The organism is Rouxiella sp. WC2420, from assembly GCF_041200025.1.
In the GTDB taxonomy this organism is placed as follows: domain Bacteria; phylum Pseudomonadota; class Gammaproteobacteria; order Enterobacterales; family Enterobacteriaceae; genus Rouxiella.
In genome coordinates, this window is record NZ_CP165628.1 from 85,957 (window position 1) to 104,041 (window position 18,085).

The window sequence follows — 18,085 nt, forward strand, 5'->3', positions numbered from 1 at the left end:
GAGAACAAATCAAGGATGACGCCGTGGGCGTTGAAAGACTCACTAAATATCGTGAATAGCGACCATGGAAAAAGCACAGGCATTTGAGAACCGAGTATTGGAAAAGCTGAATGCGGGAAAAACCGTGCGCAGTTTTCTGATGACAGCTGTCGAGCTATTGGCTGAGGCGCTGGATATTCTGGTCGTTCAGGTTTTTCGCAAAGATGATTATGCGGTGAAGTATGCCGTAGAACCATTGCTTACCGGCAATGGCCCGCTTGGTGATTTGGCAGTGCGCTTGAAACTGATTTATGCCCTTGGGGTGATAAGTCGCAATGAGTATGAAGATGCCGAGTTGCTGATGGCGCTACGCGAAGAGCTAAATTACGACGGTAACGAATACCGTTTTACCGATGACGAAATTCTCGGGCCTTTTGGCGAACTGCACTGTGTAGCAACTCTTCCTCCAGCCCCGACCTTTCTCAAATCGGGCGAGGCTGACGAGTCATTAATTGCCATGCAGCGCCAGCGTTACCAGCAGATTGTCCGCTCTACTATGGTCCTTTCGATTACCGGGCTGATTGCTCACATCAGCAATCAGCAACCGTCTCGACTTTCGCCGGTTAAACGCTAATTTACTCATCTACTGACTGGTCGCCAGAATTTTCGTACACCGATTAATATCAGCAGAGAGACGATCATTGAGGAAATATAAATTTTAGTCGCCGGAAAATCATCAACGCGAAGCGCCACGTCAGCGCCAATCGAATCTTTGATAGTGTGGCTTAATAAATAAGTGAACAGGAAAAGGAACAGGACATTAATTACCAGCGATGCAAACTGAAAAACACTATCTTGCTTGAGGGATAAAGGTTTGATTTTATCAAACAGGAAATATGTCACCATAAAGTAAATGACATATTCTACCGCGAGAGTGATCGGCAGAATTATAAAAGCCTGTAAATCTAAAATTGCGCCTTTATGATCGCCAAGGTATTGAGACACTAAAATATCCAGCGAGAAATATCCGAGCAGTGCGAATAAAAAACCAAATCCAGTTAAAAAATATGCCTTTGCCATTTTGATTCTCTAAAAATATTAATTTATCACCGGGTTAAACATTAAGGGCAAAACCGTTAACCCGATGATAATAGGTATTTTTAAAGTACTAAAAAATCCCGAACCACTCAATGGATAGTAACATTCTTTATCTCATCGACGATAAGCCACAGCGCGGTGAGCGCCATTAGCCCGGCCATCACGGTGTTAAATATCTTAAGCTTCCATTCCACCTGCAAAGCCTGGCGCAGCCTGTCGCCCATCAACGCCCAAATAAAGACGCAAGGGAAGTTAAAAACGGCAAAACCAATGCAGTTGGTCAGCGTGTGGTGGAGCATATTGCCTTCTGGCGGTGTAAACAGAATCGCCACGTTAGTCGCCATCAGCCAGGCTTTAGGATTGACTACCTGAAACAGCGCGCCGCTGATTAATCGCATTGGATGCTGCTCGGCCTTATTTTGTGGTGTAGACGAGCGGAAAATTTTCCAGGATAGCCAAAACAGATAACTACAGCCAATCACCGCCATCGGCAGGCGGATTACTGTCATCCAGCTCAACAGCACCGCCAGCAAAGTGGTGGTTAAAGCACATTGCAACGCGCAGCCTAAAGTAATTCCGAAGGTCATCGGCAGCGTTTTGCGCAACCCGAAGTTAACTCCGGAGGAGGCCAGCAGCAGATTATTCGGACCCGGTGTTATAGACATCACGGTCACGTAACTTACAAAAGCAGTATCAAGCATCGGGTTGTCCTAATCATAAAAGTGCAATGTTTCCGCAGAGCGAATGAGTGATTAGCATAGGACGATAAAGAATTAGGATACAGAGCCAGATATCAGCTATTGTTATGGTTACAGTGGGTTAAAATATGAACTGTACCCATATCACTGACGGGAACTGACACCATGGCTGAATTGTTACCTGAAACCTTACGGGATAGCGTGATAGAAACGACCACCGAGACGCGATACAACCAGCTTGCCGATCAGCTGGCCGAGGCGATTGCTCGCGGGACACTGTTGCCCGGTAGTCGGCTGCCTTCGGTGCGCCGCAGTGCCGAAATTTATCAGGTTAGTATCAATACCGTGGTGGCTGCCTATCGCCGGCTGGAGGATCGCGGTTTAATTGAGGCGCGCCCGCAGTCGGGATTTTATGTGAGCAATGCGCTGCCAGTGTTGGAGAGTCGCGTCGAGGAGCACTCGTTGGCCGCCAGTCCAGCTGATGAAGTGCTGGAATTGATTGATACTGTGTTCGCCGCGCAAACCAATCCTGCGTATACCAATATTTCACTGGCTTGCCCGCAGACCACCGATTTTTATCCCGGTGGGAAACTGGGGCGTATTATGTCCTCTTTGCTGCGCCGCCAGCCGCAGCTGATTTCGCAGTACGCGTTGCCGCCGGGTAATCTCCATCTTCGCCAGCAGATAGCACGCCGTTCGATGTCACTGGGCATGATGCTCGAGCCTACGGACATCACGCTAACCCATGGCTGCATGGAAGCTTTGCAGCTTGCTTTGCGAGTGACAACCCAACCTGGCGACAGTGTGGGTCTTGAAACGCCTACCTATTTTTTCCTGCTGCCATTGTTGGCCAGTCTGGGCCTGAAAGCGGTTGAAATTCCTACCGATCCCCAGAATGGATTATCTCTTGATGCGCTGGAGTTGATGCTTGATGAAAAGCGTCTCAACGCCGTTATTGCAATGCCGACAGCGCAAAATCCGATGGGATTCACCATGCCTCTGGCGGCCAAAAAAAGGCTTGCCCGCCTGATGAACGATCATCGCGTGCCACTGATTGAGGATGGGCTTTACGCCGAGATTCAGTTTGGTCCAACGCTTTCTCCCGCGGTAAAATCGTTTGATAAAAATGGCTGGGTGATTTTCTGCACCAGCTTTACTAAAACGCTGGCACCGGATTTTCGAATCGGCTGGGTTGCCGGAGGACGTTTTTCCGAACAGCTGCGACAGCTAAAAGCGGTTTCTTCAATGTCCGAATCGGCGCTGTTATCAGAAACGCTGGCCGTATTTTTAGAATCTGGCGGTTTTGATCACCATCTTCGCACTTTAAGAAGACGCTATGCCGCGCTGGTCGATGAAGCCAAATCTCTGATTATGCGCTATTTTCCACGGGGCACGCGGGCAACACAGCCGCAGGGCGGATTTGTTTTCTGGGTGGATTTTCCGGCGAGTGTTGATACGGTTAAACTGTTTGAGCTACTGCTTAAGGAAAAAATCTGCATGACGCCGGGAACCTTGTATTCACCCAGCGGGCGTTATCGCAACGCGCTGCGGCTTTCCTGCTGCTATCCTTTTAATGCTCGCTATACCGACGCTCTGGCAAGAGTGGGCCGTCAAGCCTGCGAGATGAGTGGATTACCGCCAGGAATCGTTACACAGGCTGCTGAATAGGCGACTTCCTGTTACACTACAGCCTGAATTTAATTTTTCGCTATCCTGCCCCGCAATCTCGCGGCGCCTGATGGCATACGGGTTATCGAAATGATCGAGAAAGAAAAAGCAGAAATTAAGCGTCTGAGCGACATGCTTGACGCCTTGAACCACAAAGATGCCACCGTTATTCAGCAAGGCGTGACCGAGCAGATTGACGAGCATATGAAAGAAAAAGAGAAACTGGCTGCGGAAATCGAACGTCTGCGCGGTGTGCGTGAAGTGAAGCTGAGCGCCGAAGCCCAGAAGCTCACCAAGCTGTTTAGCCGTGAAATTACCAAGAAAGAACAGGCTGATATGGGCTCGTTCAAGAAAGCGGTGCGCGGCGTGATCGTTGTTCATCCAATGACAGCATTGGGTCGCGAGATGGGCCTGAAAGCAGTCACCGGCTTTGCGAAAAAGGCTTTCTGACCCCAGTCAGTCAAGCTCTGAATTGCAGGCATAAAAAAACCGACGAAGCTGGCTCCGTCGGTTTTTTTGCGGACTTTTTTAGGCTTTCCTACCTCAGTAGGATGCCCTCAAATACTCCGCCAGAAACATCATTAAGCTTTAGCGAAGTTTTCTGCCGCTACGTCCCAGTTTACAACATCCCAGAAGGCTTTGATGTAATCAGGGCGTTTGTTCTGATATTTCAGGTAGTAAGCGTGTTCCCATACGTCCAGACCCACGATTGGGGTACCAGATGCGCCAGAGATTGCTTCGCCTAACAGCGGGCTGTCCTGGTTAGCAGTAGAAACTACAGCCAGTTTGCCGTCTTTCTTGACCAGCCACGCCCAGCCTGAACCGAAACGAGTTGTCGCAGCTTTTTCGAAGGTTTCTTTGAAAGCGTCAACGCTGCCGAAGTCACGTTCGATAGCGGCTTTCAGGTCGCCCTGCAAGGTGGTGCCTTTTTTCAGGCCTTTCCAGAAGAAGCTGTGGTTTGCATGGCCGCCAGCGTTGTTACGCAGGGCAACTTTTTTGTCAGCTGGAACTTTGTCGAAGTTTTTCAGAAGCTCTTCAACCGGCAATGCAGCCAGTTCAGGCAGGCTTTCCAGTGCTGCGTTAGCATTGTTAACGTAGGTCTGGTGATGTTTGGTGTGATGGATTTCCATCGTTTCTTTGTCGAAGTGTGGCTCAAGAGCGTCGTAAGCGTAAGGCAGGGATGGTAGTGAATAACTCATGTTCATCAGCTCCATTTTAGTTGGGCGGTGCAGATTAGGGTGAACACCGCATAATCAGTCGGATCATTATAGTTAATAAATTGATATTGAAAATGATTATCTATGCTGCACACTCTGTGTGGGTATTTCTAAGCCCCTGTAATTCGGGGCTTAGAGCAAGATTAACTAACCAAAATGCAAAATCTTCTAAGGCTTTTTAGGTACTCTAGCAGCGAAAAAGTCGCAATTTAACCATTCACTTAATGAGGCTTTTGCATTTGGTTATTCATTCGGTCAATCGTTGCGGATGACTATAGACCGTAGCACGTCCGGGCTTACTAAAGCCAACCAGGGTTAAATTGCAGCGTTCGGCGACATCGATTGCCAGCGACGTTGCAGCTGAAACCGCAAACAAAATCTCTATGCCGCACATCGCGGTTTTCTGAACCATTTCATAGCTGGCTCGGCTGGAAACCAGCGCCGCACCAGCGATCCAGTCGGCTTCCCGCGCCTTGATGCCAAGCATTTTATCCAGAGCGACGTGCCGCCCGACATCTTCACACCCGCCGAGCAGTTGCCCCTGAGAGTTTACCCACGCTGCGGCATGAGTGCAGCCGGTCAGTTGGCCCACGGGTTGAATCGATTTCAACTGTTCCAGCGCTTTGTCGAGATTGCCCATGGAAAAAGTTTGGGTAAACGGCAGTGCTGCCAGCGGGCGAAACAGGTCGTCGAGCTGCTCGATGCCGCACACGCCACAGCCGGTTCGCCCGGCCATCGCTCGACGGCGTTCTTTTAGTCCAGCAAAACGACGGTTCGACAACTCTATATTGACCTCAATACCGTGACAGTTTCGTGTCACGTCGAGACCAAAAATATCACGCGCTGATTCAATGATGCCTTCCGACAGCGAAAATCCCACCGCAAACGCCTCGAGATCTTTTGGCGAGGCCATCATCACCACGTGAGAAATTCCGTTATAAACCAGCGCTACCGGCACTTCTTCCGCCACCCAGTCTGGCTGGCTATTGTCCAGACTGCGTCGCTGAACGACATGGCGCTGTTGCAGGCCCGGCTGATTATCGGGAGAGGTTGAAGCACGGCTATCGGGGTTATTCAAGGGATTATCCGCTGAGCTGAAATCTGTTTTGACTATCAATCAGGGTAGACCTAAGCCCGCTAAAATTGAATCTCAATCTGTGCTTATCGCTGGTAAAAAGTGGCCCGGCTGCTAATTTTATACAAGATGAATGGGTATTTTCAGCTTTCCCGGATTTGGATAAGGAGGGTTTGATGAAGTTGATTGGCAGCTATACCAGTCCTTATGTGCGTAAAATTTCGGTGATGCTGATTGAAAAGGGGATTAAGTTTGAGTTTGTGAACGATCCGCCGACCGCAGAGGGCAGTAAAGTAACGGCGTTTAATCCGCTGGGTAAAGTGCCCGCGCTGGTCACTGATGAAGGCGAAATCTTCTATGATTCACCCATCATTGTGCAATTTATCGAGTTGCTCAACCTTTCCCCGACCCTGTTACCGTGGGAGCCTTTGGATGCCTTGCGGGTCAAGCAGGTTGAGGCGCTGGCCGATGGCGTTACAGATGCCGCCGTGGCGCTAGTGCTGGAAAACCGCCGTGAAGCGCCGCAGCGAAATGAAGAATGGATTATTCGCCAGCGCGGCAAGGTGCTGCGCGGGCTGGATCAGCTGGAGAAGTTAGCCAGTGAGCGCCAGTGGCTCAATGGTGAAGGACTTAACGTCGCTGATATCAGCGTAGCCTGTACGTTAGGCTACTTAAATTTTAGACGAATTGCTCCGGGCTGGTGTGTCGAGCGGCCAACGCTAATCAAATTGGTCGAGCGGTTATTTCAGCGTGAGAGCTTTGCCCGAACCACGCCGCCGTAAGAAATTTCATATAATTTGATAAATAACAGTAATTTAGATTCCCCCGCTTTTAACGGGGGATCCGCCTAGACTACTGCTCCGCCTACCACAGGCCTGCGGTTGCGGATAAACACTGCTACCAGTGAAAGCCACAACAATCCGCTGATTAAATTGAACAGGCTGAACAGCCAACTTCCGCCGCTGAGGTAGGCCACTTTTGCCAGCTCGATACCTAATGTGAACACCAGCATGCTGATCATCCCCATCGCGGCGGAAACTGTGCCTTTGCTCATTTCGCTGGAAAACAGCGTCAGGCGATATAAACCGGCGTTAGCAACACCGATACCAAAAGCGTACAGACTAAGCCCTGCCGTCATCCACAAATAGGCATGGCCGGAAAGCAACGTCGCCAGCGCGGCGATAAACAGCCCTATAACCATTGGCACCGCTCCCAGCTTGATCAACTGTTCGACGCTGCGTTTGCCGGTCAGTTTTGCCAGCGTCAGGTTACCGATAATTAGCGCGCCAAATACTGGAACCTGTAACAGACCATAGTCAAATGCTGAAAGACCTTCGCCGCTAATCAGGATCACCGGAGACTGGGCAATCCATGCCAGCAAGGGCAGGCTGGCAAAGCCAATGGCCAATGAACCACAGAGGAACAGACGGTTTTTCAGCACAATTTTATAATCGGCAAGCAGGCTTTTGACCGAGAATTTCTCGCCAATTCGCGACGCGGTTTCTGGCATCGCTTTGTTAAGACCCCAGAAGGCAATGCTCGCCAGCACGGCAAAAATCGCAAACATCACCTGCCACGGCGCAAACTGCACCATAGCGGCACCGGCCAATGGGCCGAGAAGCGGAGCGGCCAGCGCGACGTTTGCCATCAGCGCAGTAATGCGGATACAAACCGACTCTTCAAAGGATTCTTGAATCGTGGCGTAGCCGACTGCGCCGATAAAGCACAGGCTTATCCCCTGAAAGAAGCGGATTACCATAAACTGTTCTATGGTTTGGGCGAGTAAAATAGCCAGACAGCTAACGACGAAGAATCCGACACCGGCGAGCATGACCGGGCGACGCCCACGACGGTCTGACAGTGGCCCAAGCAGCCATTGCAGGAACATGCCGCCTGCAAGATAGGCCGTCATTGAGGTAGGCACCCAATCTTCGCTGGCATTAAAATTAGCGACCACCGCCAGCATGCCGGGTTGAATCATATCGTTAGCGATATAAGTCGCGAACTCAAACAGTACCAGACACAGAGGAAACAGTAGCGCCTGCCGACCCAACAGGGACGCAGTATTCGGAGAGTTATGCATAATAATTTCACAAAAAAGTGCTAATAGATTGATAATTAGCAAAAAAATAGGGACTGTCCGAGTAGGATTAACAAGCGGATGCAGTAATGGCCGCTATTCTGCCGATATTTTGAGCAAATGGCAATGATCTTTCTAGGGCTCAGCACATTATAAGAGTGATTATTTAACAGGCTAGCCATTAAATAGTCGATTAAGCGGTCAGAAGCTTGTGTTAAGTTTCATAAATTTTAAGGATTGGCCGGGAATGAAGCAAAAAATAGGCTGGATAGACAACCTGCGCGCTATCGCCTGTATGATGGTGGTAATTATTCACGCTACCAGTTTTCATGTCGTCGATTTTAGCGCCTTGGGAACCGGGTCTTGGTGGCTGGCCAATTTGCTCGATTCGGCCGCGCGGCCGTCTGTACCGCTATTTTTCATGATTTCCGGTTTTCTATTTTGGGGTGAAAAAAGTGCCCAAAGTCGGCATTTCCTGCGTATCGGCCTGTGCCTGGCCTTTTACAGCACGGTATCACTAGTTTACATCCTGATTATGACAAAAATAGGTTTTTGGCCTTCATTGCGCCATATCTTGCAAAAGCCGGTGTTTTATCATCTTTGGTTTTTCTACGCGATCGGGCTTATATACTTGCTTTCTCCGTTTATTCAGATCAAAAAAACGCCGCCGCAAACCCTGTTAATTGTTGCTGTACTTTTGGGGATAGTCGCAAATCCGCAGCTTCCCGCACTGAATTGGCAGGGTTTTCACCTGCTGCCTCTCAATCTGTATATCAGCGGTGATGCTTTTTATTATCTGCTGTACGCCCTGTTAGGGAGGGCGTTAGGCACGCTGGAAGTGAGTAAACGTTGGGTCGGCTGGCTGGCGGCAGGGGTTTTTTTCGCCAGCAGTATCTTGGTTGCTATCGGCACACACCATCAGTCACTGATTAATCAGAACTTTGCCGGGACTTTCTACACTTATTGCGGTCCTTTGGTGTTTGTCTCGGCGGTGTCGCTGTTTGTCTGCGGTAAGCAGCTACTCGCCAGCAGCGAATCGCGTTTTTTAGCACTGGTTTCCCGGCATTCTCTGGCTATTTATGGCTTTCATGCATTAATCATCATCGCCCTGCGCGGTAAACATATAGATTTTCCACAGTTTCCGCTGCTGAATATCGGCTATTTGTTTCTCTGTGGATTTGGCGGAGGACTACTATTGGCGCTGCTGCTTGGCCGCGTAGACAGTAAGCGTTGGGTGAGTTGAATTACTCAGGCTGCCACCGAAGCAAAGCTCTGCGCAGCTGGCGGCCCGACGAAAATCCGGCGGCGAGAGCGGCTTTTTCCTGACCGAGGCCTTGCTGGATGCGCTGTCTGGCGACCGCGATACGTAGCTGTTCGTGGTAGTCGCGCACACTTATTCCGAGATATTGGCGGAACAGGCGCGTGAGATGGCGGCTGCTGATATGGGCCTTTGCGGCGACATCTTCGACCTGCCAGTCTGATTCGGGGTCCGAGGAAATAATATTCTGGGCGCGATGCACTGCCGGATGCAAATGATTACGGTGCTGCAACCACGGCGAAAGCTGCGGGTCTTCACCGGCACGGCGGAAATACACCACCATTTCTCGTGCGACGTCGAGCGCGGCCTGTGGGCCAAGATGCTGAGCGACGAGGTACAGCGCCAGATCGATACCAGCAGTGATACCCGCGCTGGTCAGCACGCTGCGGTCTTCGACAAATATTCGATTATCTTTAACCAAGGCCGCAGGAACTCGCTCGCGCAGCCGCGAAATCACATCGTGATGCGAGGTGCATTGATAACCATCCAATAGTCCTGCCATTCCCGCCAGCAGACTGCCCGAGCAGATACACACCAACTGCAGGCGACCCTGTTCAATTGCCGGTTTTTGCGCGGCAAGCCAGTCACGGCAAAGCCTGGCGGGGTGGGTGTCAAACTGAGTGGCCGAGTCACTGACGCCCGGCACCATGATAATACTGCCGTCCGGCAGCTCGGAGGGTAGCGGCAGCAGGCGGCTAACCACCAGACCGGTAGTCAGCTCAACCTCATTCAGCGGGCTGATGTAATGCAGTTTAAAGTGGCCGCTCAGGCGCAGGGTTTCGGCCGGACCAGTGAGGTCTAGCGCCAGCGCGCCGGGCAAAGTTATAAAAAAAACATCCCGCTGCATATCACTCCAGACTAATGGTTAGATGCTGATTCATATAGGCAGCAATATCAGGCTCTTTTTGCAGCAAAGTTTCGACAAATGCATTTCGCTCAAAGGCCATCACTTGCATATCCCAGACGCAGAATGATTCAGTCAACGCTTCGCGCCATTGACCATTTTTCGTGACCCATATTTTCATCCGCAACTCATTTTCATTGTCCCACCATCCGACCACCAGATAATCCATCGTCTTGCCGCGATGTTCCAGCATCCAGCCTACGCCCGGACGATCGGCAGTGGTGGCGCGCGGCGGTAACCAGCTTGCTACGCGTGAGTAAGCACGTTCGAAAATATCTGTTGGCGAAGAAGTGCCTGCAAATTCAATGCCGTAGCGTTTAAGCTGCCAGCCTTGATGATTCCAGGTAGCCAATGGATCAATTCTGCGCGGAAGATAAGGTTTGGGCTGCCACTTGGCCTTGGTGATGGTCGATTCTGTCTGCGACAGGCGCGAATCTAACTCAGCCAGAGCACCATCAACGTCGGTGACAGTGGCGAAACGGTCGGCCAATACTAACTCGGTACGGCGTTTGATTTCATCCGTGCTAAAAGTTTGCCCAGATGAATGAGTCATTGGAAAAGTCAGTGTTGCTTCAGTCACGAAGGTCACTTCAAATCCTAAATCATAGGCGACACGAGTGGTAGTTTCGCAGCACTGTTCTGTACGCATACCGCTGATAATCAAGTGTTTAATATTTCGCTCATGCAGCCAAAGGTCTAGCCCAGACTCGGTGAGCGCATTATGTACATGCTTGTAAATGCTGACCTGTGGCTTATGGCTGAGAAAAGACATCGGCGTAACAAAACCCGACTCCAGCGCAAAAGGACCTTCTTCTGCGTGAAAGATATCAACCAGCGGCACGCCACGGGTTTGGCAGCCATCAATTAGCCGTGAGATAGCGTGCTTAAATGCAGGGAAGTCATCTTCTTGCCAAAAATCTTTCTGCTCAAAAGAACGCTGAACGTCGATAATCAATAATGCGCTGTCAGACATATTCGGACCTCCTGTTTTTAATATAAAGCTATATTGCGCGGGATTCTTACAAAGATGAAGGCCAAAAACGGACATGATGCTGACAGGGCGGGACGACATAAAAAAGGCAGCCGTTGCGAGGCTGCCTGCTAATGGGTGTGCTACTGAGAACCTAAAATACCAGCTGTACTTTTGACGCCTTAGTTTTATCGGCTGCAAATTCCAGCGCCTGAGTCAGCTCGTCTTGCGGATATTCGGCCGACAGCAGCGGCATCGGGTCGATGACTTTATTGCCGAGCCACTCGACGGCGGTGACAAACTCTTCTGTGAAGCGGAAGCTGCCGACCCATTTAATTTCTTTGGCAATCAGCATCATCATTGGGAAATCAGGAATTGCGCCACCCATGCCGACCTGCACCAGCGTACCTTTGGCGCGAGTCACTTCCAGACAGCGGCGAATGGAAGAGTGGTGGCCTGAAGCATCGAATGAGACGTCGAAGTAACCTTTCTGTTCAAGATAAGGCGCGAAATCGCCGTTGGCGGCATGTAGAGTTTTCGTTGCGCCCATCGCTTTGACGATTTCCAGACAGCGCTCGCTCAGATCGGTACACACCACTTCTTTTGCGCCTTTGGCTTTGGCCGCCGCTGCAATCAGGCTGCCGATCGGGCCAACGCCAGAAACGAAAACAGTTTTACCTTTTACATCACCGGCCTGATTAACGGCGTGGATAGCGACCGCCAGCGGCTCTGCAAACACCATCAGGCGATCGCTGACACTGTTATCAAAAGGAATGCACTGTGCGCTGTCGACAATTTTATATTGGGTAAAAGCGCCGTTGATGTGTGGAAAATACATTGCGCTGCCGAAGAACTTCATGGTTGTGCACTGATTTTCTTCACCAGCCAGGCAATATTTGCAGCTATGGCAAGGTTTGCTTGGGTTAAGAGCTACTTTCTGGCCCGGTTTCAGCGCTGCGTTATCGGATTGCTCGACCACGCCAACTACCTCGTGCCCAAGGACCATGGCTTCACGAACTTTGAAATCACCCACTGCACCGTGCTCGTAATAGTGCAAGTCGGAGCCACAAATACCGCCGCGGGTCACTTTAACCAATGTTCCTGTGCCTTGGTAATCCAGATGCTGGTCCACCACGGCGACGTCTTTTTTCCCGGTTACTACGCAAGATTTGGTATCGATTTTCATCTGATTTTGCTCTTTTGTCTGGCGAATTATCCCTCCAGTAAAGAGGCTTTGCGGCAAGTAAAATGTGATCGCCGTCACTAATTGACGTGTTACCGAATTCTGTTACGCATAACATGAAGGGCCTCAACATTTTGAGACCCAGATTGCATTTTAAGGATGCTAATTACTGATTTTTTTCTGAGATTTTGCGGGCAAGCTCAAAATACAGTGCGTAATTACGCCACCTACCAAACCCCAGAATGCCGAACCCACGCCAAACAGCTGAATGCCTGAGGCTGTAATCAGAAAAGTGACGATGGCTGCATCACGCTGTTTCTCTTCGCCCAGTGCGCGATGCAAGCTGCCGGAAATGGTGCCCAATAAAGCCAGACCCGCAATGGTCTGGATAAGCGGCGCAGGCAGGGCGGTAAAAAGCGTACCTATCGAGCCGCCCAGCAGACCTGCCAGCAAATAAAACACCCCTGCTGCAACGGCAGCGGTATAACGCTTTTGCGGGTCTGGGTGTACGTCTTTACCCATGCAAATCGCTGCAGTTATTGCCGCAATACCTACCGAATAGACGCCAAAAGGTGCAAGTAGCAGCGTCACCAGCGCAGTCACGGTAATCAGTGGAGAAACGGGAACCTTATAGCCAGAGGCATAGAGAGTGGCAATTCCCGGTGCATTTTGCGAGGCCATAGTCACGACAAAAAAAGGCACGCCAATGCCAATTAACGTCGACCAGGTGAAATGCGGAGCGATCAGTATTGGTGCTGCAAAATGCAATGCCTGCCCGTGGAAAGCAATATCCCCTTGTAATGCCGCGATGACTAATCCAACGCATAGCGAAAGGATCACTGCATAGCGCGCAAGATAGCGTCGTGCCAACAGGTAAGTCAGGCACATGCTGCCCGCCAACAGTAAATTAGTCTGTAGCGACACAAATGCATCGAGCCCAAAGCGCAGCAAAATACCGCCGAGCATTGCCGCCGAAAGCGCCTGTGGAATGTAACGCATTAGCTTGGCAAACAGCCCGGTAATACCCGATAGCAAGATCAGGCCATTGGCGAAAACAAATACGCCAATGGCTTCATTAATCGAGATGCCCGGCAAACTGGTCACCAGCAGAGCGGCGCCCGGCGTGGACCAGGCGGTAAGTATTGGTGTGCGGAAGTAGAACGATAAACCGATGGTGGTAATGGCCATGCCGAAGCCGAGCATGGTAAACCAGCTGCCAATTTGTGCCAGGTTAGCCCCGGCTGACTGGTAGGCTTGAAAAACTATCGCCGCGGCGCTGGTATAACCCACGAGGACGGCAACAAAACCGGCGATAATCGTTGAAAACGACCAATCTTGCAGACTAAATCTTGAGGAGCTCATCAACTGACCTTGTATTTGATAACACCGCTTGGAAGCCTTAAAGCGAGAGAGTATGCTTTTACTTTATAGATCAAAGGCGCTGAGATTATCACCGCGTGCCAGAGCGCACAATCGTTGCACTCTGGGTCAGACGGGTTGTCACAACCGTCACAAAAAACGCGTTGACGCTAGGTTTCATGATTCCCGTCATCATTTGCTTGATAATCTTCAAAACATATTGACTTAATATTCAAATTAAATGAATTTAAATTCAATTTATTTAACCGTTAGGAGCCTTGCGATGAGTCAATTAGCTAAACCAGTTATTCGTCCGCTGACACCTGCTGACCAACAGCAGTGGGAAAGGTTGTGGCGTGAATACCTTGATTTTTATCAGAGCGAGTTAAATGAGGATATATACGAGCAGACTTTCCAAAAACTTTCTCAGTCAGACTATGAGGCGATGTTCAGCTTTGTGGCCGAGTCAGAGGGGAAACTGCTCGGGATCGTCAACTGTATCAACCATGATCACGGTTGGAAAACTCAGCAAGTCGTCTATCTGCAGGATTTATATGTGTCAGCCGATGCCAGAAAACTTGGCTTGGGTCAGGCGTTAATTGAGGCGGTGTATGAATACGCCGACCAAAATAATAAGGCTAACGTCTATTGGATGACGCAGACCTCAAATACTACCGCCAGAAAACTTTATGACCGCATCGGCATTCAGACAGACTTTATAAAGTACCAGCGTTAATTACTGGTTCTTAATCGGGGTGATGTAACAGGTGCTCAGTTCGCTGACTTCATCTTCCTGCTGGCTTATTTCGTAGCCTTTATCATTTAAGAGCAATGCGCTGTAAGGCACGCTATTAACCTGCTGCACTACCGATTCCTGGTAACTTTTCAGAATATTGGCTTTGGCCACCGCCTGATCGGGCTGGTCAAGGCCGGTAACCTGCACCAAGGTATCTTTGAATTCGTTGGAGAAAGAGGTTCTGTTGAGCTTGCTGGTAATGAGTGAATGAATGTTGACGGTGACATCATTGCCAAGCAGATAAATCAAAACTGTTTGATAAACCAATAAATTTTTAGATTTTTTCACCAGAAAACCATTTTCAATGACTTTCATGGTGGGCTCATTAGGATAAATAATATCGCTTAGGCAAAGTGTTCGATCGCCAATCTGCATGCGATTAAATTTTGCTTTGATCTCTTTAGCCGAAGCGGCAAAAGTCTGTACGGTGAAAAATGCGGACAGCAGCATGACCACAATCAGGATAAATCTCTTCATCGAGCCTCCTGGAGGTAAATTATTCAATCGACTCATAGTTATTGCTAACAGAGTACGCTATGTTTCAGAGATCAAAGCAGGGAATAAATGAGATTCCGCTACCAGGAGGCAAAATGAGTGACCCCAAGTTAACGCTGTATTCCGATGCTAATTATTATAGTCCGTATGTGATGTCAGCATTTGTGGCTTTAACGGAAAAAGGTATTCCTTTTGAAATAGAAACTGTGGATTTGGCGCAGGCCGAAAATCTGCAAGAAAACTATTCGGCTATTTCAACCACGCGACGCGTGCCTACACTTTCCAATGGCAGTTTTCAGCTTTCTGAATCATCTGCCATCGATGAATATATTGAAGAGCTTTTTCCGGCACCGACCTTTTCTGCGATATATCCCGAAAATCCCGAAGATCGCGCTAAAGCTCGTGAAGTCCAAGCCTGGTTGCGTAGTGACTTAATGCCAATACGTGCAGAACGTTCAACCGAAATTGTTTTTGCCGGACAGAAACGTCCCGCGCTGACCGAAGCTGGACAGGCAGCCGCAGAGAAGTTAATTGCTGCAGCAATTCGCTTACTGGGCGACCGTAATAATTTGTTCGGTGAATGGAGCATTGCTGATACCGATTTGGCGCTGATGCTTAACCGACTGTATCTTAACGGTGATACTCTGCCCGAAAAATTGGTCGAATACGTTCAGCACCAGTGGCAGCGCGATTCGGTCAAAGAGTGGTTGGCTTTATCGAAACCTGAATAAAAATTGTCACCATCGCGTTGATGTAAAATCGCGCGGTGGTTTTATAACATCTATTAGTCACGCATTGTTCAACCCATAAAGGTAAGACAATGCGTAATGATTATTGTATTTGATGCCAAATCGGCAGGACCAAACTCTTTTATCAGCCCAGCTTTTTGGTCAGGAAATAGCGAAGATGTGTTGATTCAACCCCCTCTGGGGCACGAATATCTTCGATATAATCCTCTAGCGTCATTTTGCATTCATAGCCCAGACGTTCATAAAATGGGCGCGCCTGAAAACTAAAAGTATCAACCAGCGCGTAACGACATCCGCGTGCAAACGCCTCTTCTTCCGCCTGACGCATCAATAGCGTGCCGCAGTCCTTGCCACGAAGCGACTCATCAACCCACAGAAATTTTATATTTAGAAAGTTACCCACGGTTTCGGCGATTAAACCGCCGGTTTTATTTCCAGCTTCGTCTTCAATAAAAACGGCCAACTCCTTAAAAGAGGCTGGAGGAATAAAGTTTTTATTGTAGCCCCGCAGGCCATCTTTAATTGCTTCGATATCATCATGAGTGGGCGTTGCGGTGATACGGGTTTTCACATTCATTTTCATTCCCTTGTTTAAAACTAAAAAGTTATAACATTAACGTTTACTGGTCGCTAAACGAACCGCAAAGGCGATAAACACCATTCCAGTGAGGCGATCCATCGTTCGAACCACTGCCGGGCGTTGTAACCAGCGCGAAAGCGGGCGTGTGGCGGCGATCATGGTTGATGACCAAAGGGTGCCAATCAAAACATGGATCATCGCCAAACCGAAAGTGAAAGCGGCTACCGGATAACCTGTAGGCACAAACTGCGGTAAAAAGGTGACGTAAAATACGCCGACCTTAGGGTTAAGTATGTTTCCGAAAAGCCCTTTAATGAACCAGTTGCTATTTTTTCGTGCCGATATTTCTGTTTCTGATGCTTCGGCAGCCATTTTATTACGCGGTTTGATCAACATTTGCAGGCCAAGCCAGCAGAGATAGGCCGCGCCGACCCACTTGAGCGCGTCAAATGCCAGCTCAGATGCCGTCAACAATGCTCCCAGACCCAGCGCGACTACCGCGCCCCACACTATACAACCCGCATTGACGCCCATTGCAGCCTGGAAGGCTTTTTTGCTGCCTTCACTGGCGGCGGTTCGCAATACTAAAGCTGTGTCGAGACCGGGGGTCAGTGTCAGCAAGGTAATTGCAAAGCTAAATGACACGAGCGAGTCGGTAAGAGTCATGATCTGTTCCTTGAAGAGGAAAGAGACAGGATATTAATCGGCGGGAAGGGATGCAATGGCTGTGTTAAGAATGTTTTTCAGAAAAGCCAAGGCCAATAAAATCGCTCTTAAGGAGAATTTTATCGGCCTTGGCGGCGCTCAAATGAGATTGAACAACGCGATTTTTTCTAAGCTTTTACTTATACAGCACGGCGCTGGCGTTCATCAGGTTATTGCCGGTCACTGAAGTGATGCGGTAAGACGAAGCCCCAGCTTGTTTTGCCTGATTAGCCAAGTCAGTTTCGAGAGAGTCCAGGGTGGTTGCACCGCTGGCAGTGACGACGCCTATTTTCTGCGCGCCATCAGCAGGTTGAGAAACCTCTTGGGCAGCGAAAGTTGCGAATGAAGCCAAAGAAAGAGTAGCTGCTACTGCAAAATATTTGATGCTTTTCATGATGTCATTCCTAATCAGTTAAGTCGTGGTGAAAGGTGGGTGCCTTTCGATGTGGTGATATTAGGCCGATTGCGAGACAATGAAAAACGGATTGATTTGAGAAAGTCTTTCAAAATAACTGTTCAACTTTTACGCATTTTTACTTATTCATAGGTAGAGCTTTACATCAGTTGCCAGCGGTTTACTTTCGAACGCTAAAGGTAGTCGGTTTTCTGTTTGTCACTGATTTTGAGCGGGTTTGTTTAAGTCTGCTAAAATAGAAACCGAGTACGACAAAAAGGGTCTGTAACACTACGTAGCAGACCGACGCATTGGAAAGGAATTTCCATTCGTTTAGCCTGATTGGTTGAACAAATTTCACGGTTTTTAAATGTATTAGGAGACGTCAAAATGGGTATTTTATCCTGGATTATTTTTGGTCTGATTGCAGGTATTCTGGCTAAGTGGATCATGCCGGGTAAAGACGGTGGCGGCTTTATTATGACCGTGATCCTGGGGATTGTTGGTGCGGTTGTAGGGGGTTACATTAGTACTTTCTTTGGCCATGGTCGTGTAGACGGCTTCAACTTTGGCAGCTTCGTTGTCGCAGTGATCGGTGCGATTGTCGTACTGTTTATCTATCGTAAAATTCGTTCTTAGTCGAACGATTGAGCATCAGAAAAAGTCGCGCCATGTCGCGGCTTTTTTTATTTTAATATTTTAGGCGAAATTTATCCTTATAGAGAATTCTAGGCTCAATGTGCTTAATGGTATGTAATAAATCTCATTTAAGAGGCTGGATTTATTTTAAATTAAATTAATCTCTATCATTAAATAT

21 protein-coding genes are annotated in these 18,085 nt (G+C 49.0%); 8 read left to right on the top strand and 13 right to left on the bottom strand.

Annotated features, from left to right (window positions below):
* The first annotated feature begins 64 nt into the window (after positions 1–64).
* The gene (locus AB3G37_RS00410; protein ID WP_369789368.1) at positions 65–613 is read left to right on the top strand and encodes an MltR family transcriptional regulator; all 549 of its coding nucleotides are present in this window, start codon (positions 65–67) and stop codon (positions 611–613) included.
* 5 nt (positions 614–618) lie between these two features.
* Here AB3G37_RS00410 and AB3G37_RS00415 read toward each other — a convergent pair whose 3' ends face one another.
* Entirely contained in the window at positions 619–1,059 is a 441-nt protein-coding gene (locus tag AB3G37_RS00415; protein ID WP_369789369.1) for a hypothetical protein, read from the bottom strand.
* Between the two features lie 107 nt (positions 1,060–1,166).
* Entirely contained in the window at positions 1,167–1,778 is a 612-nt protein-coding gene (locus AB3G37_RS00420) for a LysE family translocator (protein WP_369789370.1), read from the bottom strand.
* A 162-nt stretch (positions 1,779–1,940) separates the two neighbouring features.
* Here AB3G37_RS00420 and AB3G37_RS00425 point away from each other — a divergent pair, with 162 nt between their 5' ends.
* Entirely contained in the window at positions 1,941–3,443 is a 1,503-nt protein-coding gene (locus AB3G37_RS00425; protein ID WP_369789371.1) for a PLP-dependent aminotransferase family protein, read from the top strand.
* A 90-nt stretch (positions 3,444–3,533) separates the two neighbouring features.
* On the top strand, positions 3,534–3,893 hold the full coding sequence (locus AB3G37_RS00430) for a YibL family ribosome-associated protein (RefSeq protein WP_009635545.1): 360 nt from the start codon (positions 3,534–3,536) through the stop codon (positions 3,891–3,893).
* 131 nt (positions 3,894–4,024) lie between these two features.
* Here the strand turns inward: AB3G37_RS00430 and sodA are convergent, their stop codons facing one another.
* Together sodA and fdhD are read right to left on the bottom strand one after the other, a co-directional pair.
* Entirely contained in the window at positions 4,025–4,642 is a 618-nt protein-coding gene (sodA, locus tag AB3G37_RS00435) for a superoxide dismutase [Mn] (protein ID WP_009635546.1), read from the bottom strand.
* 265 nt (positions 4,643–4,907) lie between these two features.
* Entirely contained in the window at positions 4,908–5,738 is an 831-nt protein-coding gene (gene fdhD, locus AB3G37_RS00440) for a formate dehydrogenase accessory sulfurtransferase FdhD (protein ID WP_369789372.1), read from the bottom strand.
* A 173-nt stretch (positions 5,739–5,911) separates the two neighbouring features.
* Between fdhD and AB3G37_RS00445 the strand changes: the two genes are divergently transcribed.
* The gene (locus AB3G37_RS00445; protein WP_009635548.1) at positions 5,912–6,517 is read left to right on the top strand and encodes a glutathione S-transferase; all 606 of its coding nucleotides are present in this window, start codon (positions 5,912–5,914) and stop codon (positions 6,515–6,517) included.
* A 65-nt stretch (positions 6,518–6,582) separates the two neighbouring features.
* Here AB3G37_RS00445 and AB3G37_RS00450 read toward each other — a convergent pair whose 3' ends face one another.
* The gene (locus tag AB3G37_RS00450; protein ID WP_369789373.1) at positions 6,583–7,818 is read right to left on the bottom strand and encodes an MFS transporter; all 1,236 of its coding nucleotides are present in this window, start codon (positions 7,816–7,818) and stop codon (positions 6,583–6,585) included.
* A gap of 244 nt (positions 7,819–8,062) precedes the next feature.
* On the opposite strand from AB3G37_RS00450, the gene AB3G37_RS00455 reads away from it, so the two are divergent.
* Positions 8,063–9,058: an acyltransferase gene (locus AB3G37_RS00455; RefSeq protein WP_369789374.1), complete on the top strand. Its 996-nt coding sequence runs from the start codon at positions 8,063–8,065 to the stop codon at positions 9,056–9,058.
* Between the two features lies 1 nt (position 9,059).
* Here AB3G37_RS00455 and AB3G37_RS00460 read toward each other — a convergent pair whose 3' ends face one another.
* The 4 genes from AB3G37_RS00460 to AB3G37_RS00475 form a co-directional block, all read right to left on the bottom strand.
* On the bottom strand, positions 9,060–9,980 hold the full coding sequence (locus AB3G37_RS00460) for a GlxA family transcriptional regulator (protein WP_369789375.1): 921 nt from the start codon (positions 9,978–9,980) through the stop codon (positions 9,060–9,062).
* 1 nt (position 9,981) lies between these two features.
* Entirely contained in the window at positions 9,982–11,010 is a 1,029-nt protein-coding gene (locus tag AB3G37_RS00465; RefSeq protein WP_369789376.1) for a cysteine hydrolase family protein, read from the bottom strand.
* A gap of 151 nt (positions 11,011–11,161) precedes the next feature.
* Entirely contained in the window at positions 11,162–12,193 is a 1,032-nt protein-coding gene (idnD, locus tag AB3G37_RS00470) for an L-idonate 5-dehydrogenase (RefSeq protein WP_369789377.1), read from the bottom strand.
* Between the two features lie 159 nt (positions 12,194–12,352).
* Positions 12,353–13,552: a benzoate/H(+) symporter BenE family transporter gene (locus tag AB3G37_RS00475; RefSeq protein WP_369789378.1), complete on the bottom strand. Its 1,200-nt coding sequence runs from the start codon at positions 13,550–13,552 to the stop codon at positions 12,353–12,355.
* Positions 13,553–13,832: 280 nt separating this feature from the next.
* Here AB3G37_RS00475 and AB3G37_RS00480 point away from each other — a divergent pair, with 280 nt between their 5' ends.
* Positions 13,833–14,285: an N-acetyltransferase family protein gene (locus AB3G37_RS00480; RefSeq protein WP_369789379.1), complete on the top strand. Its 453-nt coding sequence runs from the start codon at positions 13,833–13,835 to the stop codon at positions 14,283–14,285.
* Here the strand turns inward: AB3G37_RS00480 and AB3G37_RS00485 are convergent, their stop codons facing one another.
* Positions 14,286–14,822: a hypothetical protein gene (locus AB3G37_RS00485; RefSeq protein ID WP_009635556.1), complete on the bottom strand. Its 537-nt coding sequence runs from the start codon at positions 14,820–14,822 to the stop codon at positions 14,286–14,288.
* A 113-nt stretch (positions 14,823–14,935) separates the two neighbouring features.
* On the opposite strand from AB3G37_RS00485, the gene yfcF reads away from it, so the two are divergent.
* Complete coding sequence (gene yfcF, locus AB3G37_RS00490) at positions 14,936–15,571, top strand: glutathione transferase (protein ID WP_369789380.1); 636 nt, start codon at positions 14,936–14,938, stop codon at positions 15,569–15,571.
* 142 nt (positions 15,572–15,713) lie between these two features.
* Here the strand turns inward: yfcF and AB3G37_RS00495 are convergent, their stop codons facing one another.
* The 3 genes from AB3G37_RS00495 to AB3G37_RS00505 form a co-directional block, all read right to left on the bottom strand.
* Entirely contained in the window at positions 15,714–16,166 is a 453-nt protein-coding gene (locus AB3G37_RS00495; protein ID WP_009635558.1) for a GNAT family N-acetyltransferase, read from the bottom strand.
* A gap of 36 nt (positions 16,167–16,202) precedes the next feature.
* A complete protein-coding gene (locus AB3G37_RS00500; protein ID WP_009635559.1) occupies positions 16,203–16,835 on the bottom strand; it encodes a LysE family translocator in 633 nt (210 codons plus the stop codon).
* Positions 16,836–17,010: 175 nt separating this feature from the next.
* Positions 17,011–17,268, bottom strand: coding sequence for a YdgH/BhsA/McbA-like domain containing protein (locus AB3G37_RS00505; protein WP_369789381.1), 258 nt, complete (start codon positions 17,266–17,268; stop codon positions 17,011–17,013).
* A 390-nt stretch (positions 17,269–17,658) separates the two neighbouring features.
* Between AB3G37_RS00505 and AB3G37_RS00510 the strand changes: the two genes are divergently transcribed.
* Positions 17,659–17,907, top strand: a complete 249-nt coding sequence (locus AB3G37_RS00510; protein ID WP_009635561.1) for a GlsB/YeaQ/YmgE family stress response membrane protein — start codon at positions 17,659–17,661, stop codon at positions 17,905–17,907.
* The last annotated feature ends 178 nt before the right edge of the window (positions 17,908–18,085 follow it).